At 73.9% G+C, this 13,573-nt stretch carries 11 protein-coding genes; 4 read left to right on the top strand and 7 right to left on the bottom strand.

Annotation, left to right across the window (positions count from 1 at the left end):
* Window positions 1-55: 55 nt before the first annotated feature.
* Together ACWCSU_RS44570 and ACWCSU_RS44575 are read left to right on the top strand one after the other, a co-directional pair.
* Window positions 56-427 (top strand): hypothetical protein, encoded by a 372-nt coding sequence (locus tag ACWCSU_RS44570; protein ID WP_449942506.1) that lies wholly within the window; start codon window positions 56-58, stop codon window positions 425-427.
* A 91-nt stretch (window positions 428-518) separates the two neighbouring features.
* Window positions 519-2,834 (top strand): excinuclease ABC subunit UvrA, encoded by a 2,316-nt coding sequence (locus ACWCSU_RS44575; protein WP_357705793.1) that lies wholly within the window; start codon window positions 519-521, stop codon window positions 2,832-2,834.
* Window positions 2,835-2,878: 44 nt separating this feature from the next.
* Here ACWCSU_RS44575 and ACWCSU_RS44580 read toward each other — a convergent pair whose 3' ends face one another.
* The 4 genes from ACWCSU_RS44580 to ACWCSU_RS44595 form a co-directional block, all read right to left on the bottom strand.
* A complete protein-coding gene (locus ACWCSU_RS44580) occupies window positions 2,879-3,289 on the bottom strand; it encodes a S26 family signal peptidase (protein ID WP_449942507.1) in 411 nt (136 codons plus the stop codon).
* Window positions 3,286-5,085, bottom strand: coding sequence for an ABC transporter ATP-binding protein (locus tag ACWCSU_RS44585; RefSeq protein ID WP_449942508.1), 1,800 nt, complete (start codon window positions 5,083-5,085; stop codon window positions 3,286-3,288). The genes ACWCSU_RS44580 and ACWCSU_RS44585 overlap by 4 nt, the downstream gene beginning before the upstream one ends.
* Window positions 5,078-5,596: a TlpA family protein disulfide reductase gene (locus tag ACWCSU_RS44590; RefSeq protein WP_449942509.1), complete on the bottom strand. Its 519-nt coding sequence runs from the start codon at window positions 5,594-5,596 to the stop codon at window positions 5,078-5,080. Before ACWCSU_RS44590 ends, ACWCSU_RS44585 begins: the two co-directional genes overlap by 8 nt.
* 77 nt (window positions 5,597-5,673) lie before the next feature.
* On the bottom strand, window positions 5,674-5,844 hold the full coding sequence (locus ACWCSU_RS44595; protein ID WP_357705789.1) for a hypothetical protein: 171 nt from the start codon (window positions 5,842-5,844) through the stop codon (window positions 5,674-5,676).
* A gap of 167 nt (window positions 5,845-6,011) precedes the next feature.
* On the opposite strand from ACWCSU_RS44595, the gene ACWCSU_RS44600 reads away from it, so the two are divergent.
* Window positions 6,012-8,822 (top strand): AfsR/SARP family transcriptional regulator, encoded by a 2,811-nt coding sequence (locus ACWCSU_RS44600; RefSeq protein ID WP_449942510.1) that lies wholly within the window; start codon window positions 6,012-6,014, stop codon window positions 8,820-8,822.
* Between the two features lie 13 nt (window positions 8,823-8,835).
* Here the strand turns inward: ACWCSU_RS44600 and ACWCSU_RS44605 are convergent, their stop codons facing one another.
* Together ACWCSU_RS44605 and ACWCSU_RS44610 are read right to left on the bottom strand one after the other, a co-directional pair.
* Window positions 8,836-9,711 carry a hypothetical protein gene (locus ACWCSU_RS44605; RefSeq protein WP_449942511.1) on the bottom strand — a complete coding sequence of 292 codons (876 nt, stop codon included), beginning with the start codon at window positions 9,709-9,711 and terminating at the stop codon, window positions 8,836-8,838.
* 41 nt (window positions 9,712-9,752) lie between these two features.
* Entirely contained in the window at window positions 9,753-10,646 is an 894-nt protein-coding gene (locus ACWCSU_RS44610) for a S66 peptidase family protein (protein WP_449942512.1), read from the bottom strand.
* Between the two features lie 101 nt (window positions 10,647-10,747).
* Here ACWCSU_RS44610 and ACWCSU_RS44615 point away from each other — a divergent pair, with 101 nt between their 5' ends.
* Complete coding sequence (locus tag ACWCSU_RS44615) at window positions 10,748-11,632, top strand: sulfotransferase family protein (RefSeq protein WP_364098373.1); 885 nt, start codon at window positions 10,748-10,750, stop codon at window positions 11,630-11,632.
* Here the strand turns inward: ACWCSU_RS44615 and ACWCSU_RS44620 are convergent.
* Window positions 11,604-13,493, bottom strand: a complete 1,890-nt coding sequence (locus ACWCSU_RS44620; protein WP_364098376.1) for an ABC transporter ATP-binding protein — start codon at window positions 13,491-13,493, stop codon at window positions 11,604-11,606. The genes ACWCSU_RS44615 and ACWCSU_RS44620 overlap by 29 nt on opposite strands.
* Between the last annotated feature and the right edge of the window lie 80 nt (window positions 13,494-13,573).

Consider the following 13,573-nt stretch of genomic DNA (forward strand, 5'->3'; position numbering starts at 1 on the left):
TGTCCCCGGTCCCGCTGCGGGCATGCTGGCCCTCAGGACCAGTGTGAGGAGTGAGATGCCGCGTTCCGCCCTGCTGTGGGCAGTGATCCTGATCGCCGGAGGCGTCGCCGCCGTCGCCGTGTGCGTGCTGACCGCGCCCGCGGTCGCCCCGGACGCGCCCAAGGACGTCCTCGACTCGCCCGCGCTGCTTCCGGCCTTCGCCGCGCTGGCGGTCCTGGCCGGGCTCGCCGCATGGGCCGTCCCGCATCCGCTGTGGGGGGCCGTCGCCGCCGCGCCGTTCTTCGTGCACTTCGCCGCCGGGGTGGTGGGCGAGCTGCGGTCGGGCGGGCAGGGGTTGTGGCCGGTCGGGCTGCTGTTCCTGGCCGGCCTGACGCTGCTGCCGCTGGCCGCCTCGCTCGTCATGTCGTTGATCGCCCGGTCCCGCTGATCGCCGGTTTTCCAGGAGCCCACGGCCACCGTATGGCGTACGGTACGATCGCCTACCCTGCTCCCCATTTGATGTGACAAGAAGGGATTCCGTGGCCACCAGCGCCAAGACCGACGCCGTACGCGCCCGCTCCTCCGATCACACCGCCGCCGACAGCCACGACATCATCCAGGTACGCGGCGCCCGCGAGAACAACCTCACCGGCGTCGACCTCGACCTGCCCAAGCGCCGCCTCACGGTGTTCACCGGCGTGTCCGGGTCCGGGAAGTCCTCGCTCGTCTTCGACACGATCGCCGCGGAGTCCCGGCGGCTGATCGACGAGACGTACACCACGTTCGTCCAGAACTTCATGCCGAGCCTCGCCCGTCCGGACGTCGACTCGCTGCGGAACCTGAGCGCGGCGATCATCGTGGACCAGGAGCGGATGGGCGCCAACGCCCGCTCGACCGTGGGCACCGCCACCGACACGTACACGATGTTGCGGATCCTGTTCAGCCGGCTCGGCTCTCCGCAGGTCGGGCCGCCGTTCGCGTTCAGCTTCAACCGCGCCGAGGGCATGTGCCCCGAGTGCGAGGGGCTCGGCAAGGTCGCCGGCGTCGACGTCGACGAGCTGGTCGACCGGGACAGGACCCTGAACGAGGGCGCGATCAAGGTCCCCGGTTTCGCGGTGGACACCTGGTACTGGCAGATCATGGTCGGCTCCGGCCTGTACGACCCCGACACCAAGCTGCGCGACTTCACCCCCGAGCAGTGGGCGGACCTGCTCGACAAGCCCGCCACGAAGATCAAGTACGGCACGAGCAACTTCACCTACGAGGGGCTCGTCACCAAGGTCAAGCGCCAGTACCTGGCCAAGGACCGCGAGTCGATGCAGCCGCAGGCGCGGGCCTTCGCCGACCGGGCGCTCAAGCTGACCGGCTGCACCGCCTGCGGCGGCTCCCGCCTGAACGAGGCCGCCAGGTCCTCCCTCATCGGCGGCCGCAACATCGCCGACTGCTCGGCCATGCAGATCAACGACCTGGCCGAGTTCGTCAAGGGCATCGACGAGCCGAGCGTCGGCCCGGTGCTGCTCGGGCTGCGCGACACGCTGGACTCGCTGGTCGAGATCGGCCTGGGCTACCTCAGCCTCGACCGCGAGTCCGGCACGCTGTCGGGCGGCGAGGCCCAGCGCGTGAAGATGGTACGGCACCTGACCTCCAGCCTGACCGACGTCACCTACGTCTTCGACGAGCCGACCGCCGGGCTGCACCCGCACGACATCCAGCGGATGAACAACCTGCTGCTCCAGCTCCGCGACAAGGGCAACACCGTGCTCGTGGTCGAGCACAAGCCCGAGGTGATCGAGATCGCCGACCACGTCGTGGACCTCGGTCCCGGCGCGGGCACCGGGGGCGGCCGCATCTGCTACGCCGGCGACCTCGGCGGCCTGCGCGACTCCGGCACCCTGACCGGCCGCTACCTCGGCCACCGGGCCGCGCTGCGCACCGGCGTCCGCCCGGCCAAGGGGCACCTGGAGGTCCGCGGCGCGACCCTGCACAACCTGCGGGGCGTCGACGTGGACATCCCGCTCGGGGTGCTCACGGTCGTCACGGGCGTGGCCGGCTCGGGCAAGAGCTCGCTCATCCACGGGTACGTCTCCGGCCGCGAGGGCGTGGTGGTGGCCGACCAGTCGCCGATCCGCGGGTCCAGGCGCAGCAACCCGGCCACCTACACGGGCGTGCTCGACCCCATCCGCACGGCGTTCGCCAAGGCCAACGGGGTCAAGCCGGCCCTGTTCAGCGCGAACTCCGAAGGCGCCTGCCCGGCCTGCAAGGGCATCGGCCTGATCTACACCGAGCTGGCGATGATGGCCGACGTGGCGTCGGTGTGCGAGGCGTGCGAGGGCCGGCGGTTCACGCCGGAGGTGCTGACGTACCGGCTGCGCGGCAAGAACATCAGCGAGGTCCTGGAGATGCCGGTGGCCGAGGCGCGCGAGTTCTTCACCACCGGCCAGGCCAGGACGATCCTCGACCGCCTCCACTCGGTCGGCCTGGGCTACGTCGGGCTCGGCCAGCCGCTCACCACGCTGTCGGGCGGCGAGCGCCAGCGGCTCAAGCTGGCCATCAACATGGCCAGGAACGGCACCACGTACGTGCTGGACGAGCCCACCACGGGCCTGCACCTGGCCGACGTGGACAAGTTGCTGGCCCTGCTGGACCGGCTGGTGGACGACGGCAACACGGTCATCGTGATCGAGCACCACCAGGCCGTGATGGCCCACGCCGACTGGATCATCGACCTCGGTCCGGGCGCCGGCCACGACGGCGGCCAGGTGGTGTTCACCGGCACCCCGGCGCGGCTCGTGGCGGAGGGCGACTCGCTCACCGCGGTGCACCTGCGCGACTACGTGGGACACCAGGCCCCGTAGCGGGCCGGACCTCCCGGGCCGCCGGGCCCGGGGAGGTCCGCGCGTCATCCCGGCGTGCCGCCGCTCCCCCGCTGCCGGGACCTGACGACCGCCACCACGTCGGAGGCGCGCAGCAGACCGAAGTGCCGCGAGTCCACGCTGCGCCGCGGGTTGTCACCGAGGACGGCGATCCGCCCGGCGGGCACGAGCCCGCCGCCCAGGACGGCGGGCAGCCGCTCGCCCCCGCCCGCGACCAGCCGCTTGACCAGCAACGGCGGGTTGGGGGCGGTGGCGTTCGGGTTGCGCACGATCACGATGTCGCCGGTCGTCCCCTCGACCCGCCGGGCCAGCAGCCGCTGCCCCGGCCGCAGCGTCGGCTCCATGCTGACGCCCTCGACCCGTACCGACAGGAACCGCCGTCGCGCCCACACCAAGGCGGCGGCCACCACCAGCACGAGCCCGGCCAGGTAGCTCATCCGGCCGGCTCCTCGACGTAACCGGCGGACTGCAGAGTGAACAGCCGGGCGTAGGGGCCCCGCCGGGCCATCAGCTCCTCGTGCCGTCCCCGCTCGGCCACCCGTCCCTCCTCCAGCACGACGATGAGGTCGGCGTCGCGGACGGTGTTGAGCCGGTGCGAGACGAGCACCCCGGTACGCCCCGCCCGCCCGGCCCGCATCCGGACGTGCACGTCGTGCTCGGCCTCGGGGTCCAGGCCGGAGCTGGGCTCGTCGAGGATCATCAGGTCGGGGGCGTCGCGCAGCAGCGCGCGGGCTATGGCGACGCGCTGCCACTGCCCGCCCGACAGCTCGACCCCGGCCCGCGCGCCGTCTCCCTCTCCGTCGTCGCCGACGAAGAGCCTGGTCAGCGGGGTTCGGTAGCCGTGCGGGAGGGCGGCGAGCGTGTCGTGCACGCCGGCCTGCCGGGCCGCGGCCTCGATGGCGGGCCGGTGGCCGAGCTGGGCGAGGTTGCCCAGGCCGATGTTCTCGGCGGCGGTCAGGTCGTAGGCCATGTGGTCCTGGAAGACGGCGCCGATGCGGGCGCGCAGGGTGGCCGGGTCGAGGCGGCGCAGGTCGGTCCCGTTCCACAGGATCGTGCCCCTGGTGGGGTCGTAGAAGCGGCACAGCAGCTTGACCAGGGTGCTCTTGCCCGCGCCGTTCAGGCCGACCAGGGCGAGGCTGTGGCCGCGCGGGATGAACAGGCTCACGCCGCGCAGGATCCAGGGATGCTCGTCGCCGTAGCGGAACCACACGTCGCGCAGTTCGATGCCGTGCCGCAGCTCCGGCGCCGGGGCCGCCGCCACGGGCAGGTCGGAGGGGGTGCCGGCGACGTCCAGGTAGTGGCCGAACAGGCGCAGGCTCTGCGCCATCTGCGCGATCATCTGCACCATCGTGTTGAGCCCCGCCTGTGTGCCGGCCATCGCGCCGATGAACATGGCCACGTCGCCGACGCCGATCCGGCCCGCGCCCGCCGCCACGCCCGCCCAGAGCAGCCCGCCTCCGGCCACCAGCGCCGCCAGCAGTTCGAGCGCGCCGTTCGCGGCCAGGCGGCGCAGGTCGAGGCGGCGCTCGGCGCGGTCGATGCGGGCCCGTTCGGTCAGCATCCGCCCGCGCAGGAACCCGCCGATCCCGAACAGCCGGACCTCCTTGGCGGCCTCGGCGCTGGTCAGGAGCTGTCCGTAGAACAGCTCCCGCCGCTCGGCGTGGCTGGTCTGCCAGAGCATCGCCACCGGCCTCCTGGCCAGGCGCAGCTGTACGGCGAGCGCCGGCACCAGCGAGGCCAGCACGACGGCCGCCAGCCACGGATCGACCACGGCCAGCACGCCGAGGAACCCGGTGACCGTCAGCGCGGCCCTGCCGACGTCGAAGGCGGACCCGAGCAGCGTGGGACAGGTGACGGTGGCCTGCTGCGCCAGCCGCAGCCGGTCCAGGAACGCGGGGTCCTCGAAGTGGCGCAGTCCGGCGAAGCGTTCGGTGGCGGCGAACAGCCGGTCGGTGGCGCGCAGCCCGGCGGCCCTGCCCAGGGCGGCGTTGGCGTAGCCGGACAGGCTCGGCAGCACGCCGGCGGCCAGCCCGCTCGCCGCCAGCCCGAGCGCCGGGCCCGTCACCGATCCGTCGTGGGCGGTCAGCACGTCGAACACGCTCTTGGTGAACCAGGCCGCCGCGATCGGGACGGCGGCCTGCGCCAGGGTGGCCGCCAGGTAGCCGACGACCATGGCCGGCGCGCTGCTCCAGGCCAGCCGGGCCACCGCGAGCGGCCCGGACCGCTCAGCCACGCGCGACCGCCGTCACGCCGGCCAGGTCGTGTCCGGCCGCGAGCACGGTACGGCTGTCGTCGACGAGGAAGACCTTGGGGAAGACCTCGACCTTGAACGCCCGCGCCGGCTGCCCGCCGTCGGGCTCGCCGGCGAAGACCGTGGCCACCGGGTCGAGCAGCGCGCGCATGGGCTCCGCCTCGCCGGGCGGGCCCGCGATCACGGCGACGACCCGCGCGCGCGGCATCGTGGCGGCCAGTTCGGCGAACCGGGGGGCCAGTTCCTCGCACGGCGCGCAGGACGGGGAGAAGAAGCCGACCAGCGTGCGCGCGGGCAGGTCGGCCCCCGGCAGGAACTCCGCGGCCGTGTCGCCGGGTTCGAGCGAGGGCGGCGGGCCGCCGGCGGATCCGTCCAGGGCGTCGAGCCGTTCGGCGTGCGCCCGCAACCGGCGGACGATCCCCAGGCCCACCATCAGGTTGAGCACGGTCAGCGCCGCCAGCACCAGCACGGCCGCCGCCAGGGCGTGAATCACTGAGACCTCCTCGTCACGGGGGACAGTGGGCCGGACCCCGTCGGCGGAGCCCGGCCCGTCACGTCAGATCGCGGTGCCTACAGGCAGTACGTCGACCAGCCGTTGCACCTGACGCCCTTGTCGCCGTAGTCGCAGCAGCGGCGGCACAGACCGTTCTTCCGCTCGACCCAGCAACCGGCCGCCGCGGCGGTCACCTGGGGGACGAGACGCGCGACGAGACGGTCGCAGAGTCCGGTGAGAATACGCATGTACCCCTGCCTTCCGTGATCCCCGCCGGATCCGCCCGGCGGGAGGACGAACTGACCCGGGCAGCCTCACCCGGCCGTCTGAGCGACTTCTCAATGACTTCTCAATGCCGTCTCGAAGACGTGACAACGCGGGATGAACCGGTCCCCCTTGATTAGGCTCGAAGATCATGATGATTCGGTTGCTCGGACCGGTGGAGCTGGAGCGCGCGGATCAGACCAGGCCGGTACGGCCTCCGCAGGCCGCGCTCGCGCTCGCCGCGCTGGCCTGGGAGGTGGGCCGGGTCGTGCCCGCCGAGACGCTGGAGGCCCGGATCTGGGGCGAACGCGTGCCGCCGGGCGCGCGGAACACGCTGTACACGATCATCACCCGGCTGCGTCGCGAGGTGCTCGGCGACGAGGGCCGCGTGCTGCGCCGGGTCGGCGGCTATCAGCTCGACGTGGCCGAGCCGGGCGTGGATCTGCGGCGCTTCCGGAGCCTGGCCGAGGTGGCGGCGACGGCGGCCGATCCTCGTCCGCCGCTGGAGGAGGCGCTGGCGTTGTGGCGCGGCGACCCGCTGACCGGGCTGCCGGGCGAGTGGACCGAACGGGTGCGCCGGCGGTTGTGGGAGGAGCGCAAGGAGGTCGTGCTGCGCTGGGCCCGTACGGTGTCGGCCGAGGACCCCGGGGCCGCGGTCGCGGCACTGTCGCCGCTGGCCGAGGCGTACCCGCTGGACGAGCTGGTGGCCGTCGCGCTCATCGAGGCGCTGCACGAGGGCGGCCGGACCGCCGAGGCACTGGCCCGCTACGCCGGCGTACGCCGCACCCTCGCCGAGGAACTGGGCGTCGAACCCGGCGCCGCCCTCCGCGACCTCCACCACCTGCTCCTCCGAACAGGCGGGACAGGCCGGACAACCGGAACACGCCGTCAGGCGGCACCGGAGCCCCCGCCGGGCCCGCCGGGCGGGGACGCTCCGGGCGGGACCGCGCCGGGCGTGGACGCGCCGCCGGTTCCCGCGCAGTTGCCCGCCCGGCTCGCCGGTTTCGTGGGCCGCAAGGCCGAGCTGGAGCGACTGGCCGGCTCCGTGGCCGTCTGCGTGATCTCGGGACCGCCCGGCGTCGGCAAGTCCTCGCTGGCGCTGCACTGGGCGCACCACCACCGCGACCGGTTCCCCGGCGGCCAGCTCCACGCCCACCTCGGCGCCCTCGACCCGGCCGACGCCTCAGCCGTCCTGTCCCGCTTCCTGGGCGCGCTCGGCGTGCCGGAGACCCGGATCCCGCTGGGCGTCGAGGACCGGACCGGGCTCTACCGGAGCCTGCTGGCCACCCGCCGGGTGCTCGTCGTGCTGGACGACGTCCGCGCCGCCGAGCAGGTCACCCCGCTCCTGGCCACGGCGCCCGGCTGCCTGACCGTGATCACCAGCCGGACGGAGCTGCCCGCGCTGTCGGTCACCGTGGGCGCGTCCCTGCTGCACCTGGACGTCCTGTCCGCCGACGAGGCGCACGGCCTGCTGGCCGCCCGGGTGGGCGCGGACCGCCTGGCCGCCGAACCCGAGGCCGCGGAGCTGATCGTCGACAGGTGCGGCCGCCTGCCGCTGGCCCTGGCCATCGTGGCGGCCCGTACGGTCCGCCGCTCCGACCTCCCCCTGGCCGAGATCGCCGCCGGTCTGGACCGCGCGGGTACGGATCTGGAGCCGTTCGCCGACACCGATCCCGCGATCGACCTGCGGACCGTGTTCGGCCGGTCCTACCGCGAGCTGCCCGAGGAGGCCGCGCGGCTGTTCCGCCGGCTCGGCGGCCAGGCCGGACCGCACCTCGCGCTGGCCGCGGTCGCGAGCCTGGCCGGCCTGCCCGTGGAGCGCACCCGCGGGCTCGTCGACCAGCTCGACCGCGCCAACCTGGTCGAGCTGTCGGCCCGCGGCCGGCCGCGCCTGCACGACCTGCTGCGCGCGTACGCCGCCGAGCAGGCACGGGCCGCCGACCGCCCGGCCACCCGCCGGGCCGCCACGCGCCGCCTGCTGGACCACTACCTGCACTCGGCCTGCGCGGCCAGCGCCGCCTGCTACCCGCACCGCGAGCACCTCGCCCCGGCGCGGCCCGCCCGCGGCGTCACCGTCGAGCGCTTCACCGCCCCGGAGGAGGCCCTGCGCTGGTACGCCGCCGAGTCGGTGGCGCTGCCCGCGCTGGTGGCGGAGGCGGCGCGGGCCGGGCTGGACCGGCACGCCTGGCAGCTCGCCTGGGGGTTCGGCGAGTTCATGCAGCGCCGTGGCCCCTGGGAGGAGATCCTGGGCGTCCAGGAGGTGGCGCTGGAGTGCGCGGAGCGGCTCGGCGACCTCCTGGCCCAGGCGGGCTGTCACAGCCGCCTGGCCCGCGCCCACGCCAAGCTCGGTGCCGACCAGCTGGCGGTCGCGCACTTCGAGCGGGCCGTCGAGCTGCACCGCGACCTCGGGGAGCCGGTCCTGGAGGCGCACCTGCACCTCGGCCTGGCCGTTCCGGTCAGCCGGGTGCGGCCCGGCGAGGAGCTGCGCCACGCGCTGCGGGCTCTGGAGCTGTTCGAGGCGGGCGGCGACGCCATCGGCCAGGCCCGCGCGCTGAACAACGCCGGCTGGTGGCGCGCCCAGCGCCGCGAGTACGACCAGGCGTACGCGGACTGCAGCCGGGCACAGCGCATCCTGGCCGACCTCGGCTACGCCCAGGGCGAGGGCCACGCCTGGGACAGCGTCGCCTACGTCCTGGACGCCATGGGCGACCACGGACGGGCCGTGGCCTGCTACGAGCGGGCGGCCGAGCTCCTGCTGGCCTGCGACGACCCGCACCCGGCCGCGGAGACGCTGGTGCGGCTCGGCGACACGCACGCCGCCGCCGGCGACCCCGCCAAGGCCCTGAACGCCTGGAGGCGGGCCCTGGAGTGCTACGACACCCTCGGGGACGCCCAGGCGGAGTCGGTCCGCGCCCGCTGCGCGGCCCTGCGCCACGGGGAACACCCGCCGCGGGGCCGGTGAGCCGTCCGGCGGGTCAGACGGCCAGGCGGGCGATGATGCGGGCGAACTCCGGCGGCGGCGCCACCACCAGCCTCGTCTGCCCCTGCTGCACCACGATGTCGGCCCGGATCAGCGTCAGCCGCCCCTGGTGCCACCAGTAGACCTGCGAGCTCATCCCGCCCGTACGCGCCGCGTGCACCCGCAGCCGCTCGATGGCCCGCACCACCCCGATGCCGTCCACCGGGTGCACCAGCATCGTGTACGGGTCCGGCAGCACCACCAGCACCCCGTCGGCGGGCACCGCGAGGTGGTCGCCGAGCCAGCGCAGATGGGTGGCGGCCGCCGGGGTCATGCCGGTCAGCCGGGTCACCGGCGTGCCGCCCAGCTCGATGGTCTCGGCCCGCAGCCGCTCCTCCCGCCGGACGTTCGCGACGGCCAGGTCGAGCGCCTGAGCGGTCGGGACGGGCCAGCAGCCGGCCTCCTCGGGCCGCACCAGGCGGGAGCCGACGGTCAGCAGCTCCACCAGGTCGGCGTTGAGGTGCCGCCCCACCACCCGGGTCAGGTCGGCGACCTCGTCGACGGCCTCCACCCGGGTGCGCAGCAGGGACGCGACCTGGTCGAGGTCGCAGGCGTCGTAGCGCTCGTCGGCGGTGGCGAGGGCGTGCGCGAGGTGCTCGGAGACCAGCACCGGCCAGTCCTCCCTGGCCCGGCGCCCGGCCTCGCGGCGCAGCCCGGTCAGCTTCACGACCAGCTCGGCGATACCGTCGCCGCGCAGGGTCAGCGACGCGCCGTCGCGGGCGAACTCGCACACGAACCCCAGGGACTCCGCCACGAGGCCGAGCAGGGAGTCGAGGTCGACGTCCTCGATCGGCCGGCGGGAGGGCTCAGGGTCGCGCCTGAAGAAGCTCACACACCGTCCCCTCTGTCGGGTTCGTCCCTTTACGTGTCTTCCTACCTTGCCTGCTCCCCATCGCGGAACGGACCAGCCAGGGAGCACGATTCGGTATCGATAGCCCCAAGCTCCCCCAGCCACACGCTCATCTGTGGTGACCCGTGTCCCACCGGAAGCCCGGCCACCACGGGCACCCCGAGCGGCGCCAGCCGGTCCACCAGCACCGGGTACGGATCGCCGCAGTCCACCCACGACCCCAGCACGATCCCGCGCACCCCGTCGAACGCCCCCGCCTGGAGCAGTTGCGTCACCATCCGGTCGATCCGGTACGGCTCCTCCCCGATGTCCTCCAGCAGCACCAGCCTGCCGTCGAACGAGGGCTGGTACCGGGTGCCGCACATCGAGGCGAGCAGCGACAGGTTGCCGCCGGTGAGCACGCCCTCGGCCCGGCCGGGCACCAGCACCCGGTCGCCGCGCACGGTCGCGCGCTCACCGGCCAGCGCCGCCCACAGGCTCTCCCACGAGCTCGGCTCGGGGCCCTGCTCGCCGGCGATGAGGTCGCAGGCCGGCATCGGGCCGTGCAGCGTCGGCACGCCCAGCTCGATCGCGAAGGCGTTGTGCAGGGCCGTGATGTCGCTCGACCCGACGAGCACCTTCGGCCCGGCCGCGCGCATGGCGTCCCAGTCGAGCAGGTCGAGCAGCCTGGCCGCGCCGTAGCCGCCCCTGCCGCAGAAGACCACCGAGACGGCCGGGTCGCACCAGGCGGCCTGGAGGTCGGCGGCGCGGGCGGCGTCGTCGCCGGCCAGGTAGTCGAGGTCCTGGCGGTCGAGCGCGTGCGGCCCGGCCACCACCTTCAGACCGCGGGCCTCCAGCCGCTCGACACCCCGCCCGAGCAGGACGGCCGAGGGCGGCCCCGACGGCATGACGATCGCGACGGTGTCACCTTGCTGCATCGATCAACTCCTGGACGCCTGGGAGCGCCGGGGCCCGCGTAAGCACCGAAACGCTGATTGGCTCGTTCACCTGCCAAACGGTGTCACACTTGTGGTCCAGTATGCGACTTCCGCCCCACATCCTCGTGGTCAACGGCATCAAGGTCCGCAGGCCCGTCTTCCTGCTCGGCGCCCCGCACTCCGGCGCGGACCTGCTGGCCCGTGCCCTGAAACGCTCCCCGGGCTTCCACGTCACGATGGGCCGCGCGAACGTGGCGCACGTCGTGTACGCCTTCGCCCGCAAACCGTCCATCGGCCGCACGTCGGGCGCGGTCCGCGTGCTGCGCGACGCGCTGGCCGAGTCCTGGCAGGTCTCCCCGCGTTCGTGCGCGCAGTGCGCCGAGCCGTGCCGGGAGGCGGGCGGCGTGACCGGCAGCGGCCCGTGCGTGGCGGCGGAGGAGGTGACGCGGTTCGGCGACGGCAGCCCCGACCTGCTCTACAGCGCGCTCGTGCTGCTCCAGGCGTTCCCCGACGCCCGTTTCGTCCAGCTGATCAGGGACGGCAGGGACGCCGTCGCCGGCATGCTCGGCGACCCGGCGTGCCTGGCCTGGTTCAAGCCCGCGATGCTCTCCGAGAGCACCGAGTTCCCCAACACCTTCCTCGGCGTCAACAAGGACGAGCACCTCGACCGGTGGAAGGGCATGCCCGCGGCGGGCAAGGCGGCGCTGCGCTGGCGCAGCGCCGTGCGGCTGAGCGCCGAGCTGCGCCGGGAGCTGCCCGAGCAGCAGCTCCTCACCGTCCGCTACGAGGACCTGGCGCTCAAGCCCGCCGAGACGATCGCCGCGCTCACCGGCTTCCTGGAGACGCGGGTGTCCAAGATCGCCCTGTACGGCTCCCGCGCCCCCGAGGTCGGCGCCTGGCGCGAGCGGCTGCGGCCGGCCGACCTGGAGCTGGTGGAGAAGGTGGCTCGCCAGGAGCTCACCCGGCTGGGCTACCTCCCGAGCTGAACTGCGTGCGGTAGAGCTCGGCGTAGTGGCCGCCGCGCTCCAGCAGCTCCTCGTGCCGGCCGCGCTCGGCCACCCGCCCGTCGTGCACGACGAGGATCTCGTCGGCCTCCCTGATCGTGGACAGCCGGTGGGCGATGACCAGCGACGTACGGCCCTGCAGGGCCTTCTTGAGCGCGAGCTGCACGGCCGCCTCGGACTCGGAGTCGAGGTGCGCGGTCGCCTCGTCGAGCACGACCACCCGTGGCGCCTTCAGCAGCAGCCTGGCCAGCGCGAGCCGCTGCTTCTCGCCGCCGGACAGCCGGTAGCCGCGGTCGCCGACGACGGTGTCGAGCCCGTCGGGCAGCCCCTCGACGAGGTCGCCGATCTGTGCGGCGCGCAGGGCGTCCCGGATCTCCTCGTCGCTCGCGCCGGGCCGGGCGTAGCGGAGGTTGGCGCCGATCGTGTCGTGGAAGAGGTGGGCGTCCTGCATGACGACGCCGACGGTGTCGCGCAGCGAGTCGAGCGTGGCCTCGCGCACGTCGAGCCCGTTGATCCGGACGGCCCCCGCGCCGACGTCGTAGAGGCGGGAGACCAGGGAGGTGATGGTGGTCTTGCCCGCGCCGGAGTGGCCGACCAGAGCGATCATCTCCCCGGGACGGGCGGTGAACGAGACGCCCTTGAGCACCTCCTGCGACGGCCCCCCGGAGTCCTGCCGGGCCACCGACTCCAGTGAGGCCAGCGAGACCTCCTCGGCCGACGGGTAGCGGAAGCGCACGTCGTCGAAGTCGATGGTGACCGGCCCCTCGGGCACCGGCCGCGCGCCGGGCCGCTGGGCGACCATCGGCTTGAGGTCGAGGATCTCGAAGACGCGGTCGAAGCTGACCAGCGCCGTCATCACGTCGACGTGCACGTTGGACAGGGACGTCAGCGGGCCGTACAGGCGCATCAGCAGGGCGGTCAGGGCCACCAGGGTGCCCAGCTCGAAGGCGCCCCCGACGGCGAGCACGCCGCCGATGCCGTAGACCAGCGCGGTGGCCAGGGCGGCGACCAGGCCGAGCGCGACCCGGAACACCGTGCCGTACATGCCGACGGTCACGCCGACGTCGCGGACGCGGGCCGCGCGGGCGGCGTAGGTGGCCGCGTCGTCCTCGGGCCGGCCGTAGAGCTTGGCGACCATGGCGCCGGCCACGTTGAAGCGTTCGGTGGTGACCGAGCTCATCTCGGCGTCGAGCTGCATCTGCTCGCGGGTGAGCGCGGACATGCGCCGGCCGACGTACTTGGCGGGCACGATGAAGATCGGCAGCAGCACCAGCGCGACCAGCGTCACCTGCCACGACAGCGCCAGCATCGCGCCCAGCACCAGGACCAGGCTGACCACGTTGGACACCACGGACGACAGCGTGCTGGTCAGCGCCCGCTGGGCGCCGATCACGTCGCTGTTGAGCCTGCTGACCAGCGCGCCGGTCTGGGCCCGCATGAAGAAGGCCACCGGCATGCGCTGCACGTGGTCGAACACCTCGGTGCGCAGGTCGTAGATGAGCCCCTCGCCGATGCGCGCGGAGAACCAGCGTTGCGCCAGCGTCAGCCCGGCGTCGAGGACCGCGAGCGCGGCGATGGCCACGGCCAGGCCGATCACCACGCCGGTGCGCCCGGTCAGGATGCCGTCGTCGATGATCGCCTTCATCAGCAGCGGGTTGGCGACCACGATCACCGCCCCCACCGTCACGAGCAGCAGGAACGCCACGATCTTCCTGGTGTGCGGGCGCGCGTGCCGCCCGATGCGCCGGACCGTGCCCGGCGCGATGCGCTGCTTGGTCACCGAGCCGTCACGGCGCAGCGACGTCCAGACATGAGGGCCGAAGCCCCCTCCCATCATCGCCATACGGGGGATCCCTCCTCCTCCCCCGGGTCAGCGTCACGAGGACACCCGGCGATTCCACGATCCGCTCACGGCGAACCAGA

It is taken from the genome of Nonomuraea sp. NPDC001699, assembly GCF_053596455.1.

What these genes read in the sequence shown, in the direction of transcription:
- ACWCSU_RS44570 (WP_449942506.1), top strand. Translation starts at nt 56, where the DNA reads ATGCCGCGTTCCGCCCTGCTGTGGGCAGTGATCCTGATCGCCGGAGGC.
- ACWCSU_RS44580 (WP_449942507.1), bottom strand. Translation starts at nt 3,289, where the DNA reads ATGAGCTACCTGGCCGGGCTCGTGCTGGTGGTGGCCGCCGCCTTGGTG.
- ACWCSU_RS44595 (WP_357705789.1), bottom strand. Translation starts at nt 5,844, where the DNA reads ATGCGTATTCTCACCGGACTCTGCGACCGTCTCGTCGCGCGTCTCGTC.
- ACWCSU_RS44600 (WP_449942510.1), top strand. Translation starts at nt 6,012, where the DNA reads ATGATGATTCGGTTGCTCGGACCGGTGGAGCTGGAGCGCGCGGATCAG.
- ACWCSU_RS44610 (WP_449942512.1), bottom strand. Translation starts at nt 10,646, where the DNA reads ATGCAGCAAGGTGACACCGTCGCGATCGTCATGCCGTCGGGGCCGCCC.
- ACWCSU_RS44615 (WP_364098373.1), top strand. Translation starts at nt 10,748, where the DNA reads ATGCGACTTCCGCCCCACATCCTCGTGGTCAACGGCATCAAGGTCCGC.
- ACWCSU_RS44620 (WP_364098376.1), bottom strand. Translation starts at nt 13,493, where the DNA reads ATGGCGATGATGGGAGGGGGCTTCGGCCCTCATGTCTGGACGTCGCTG.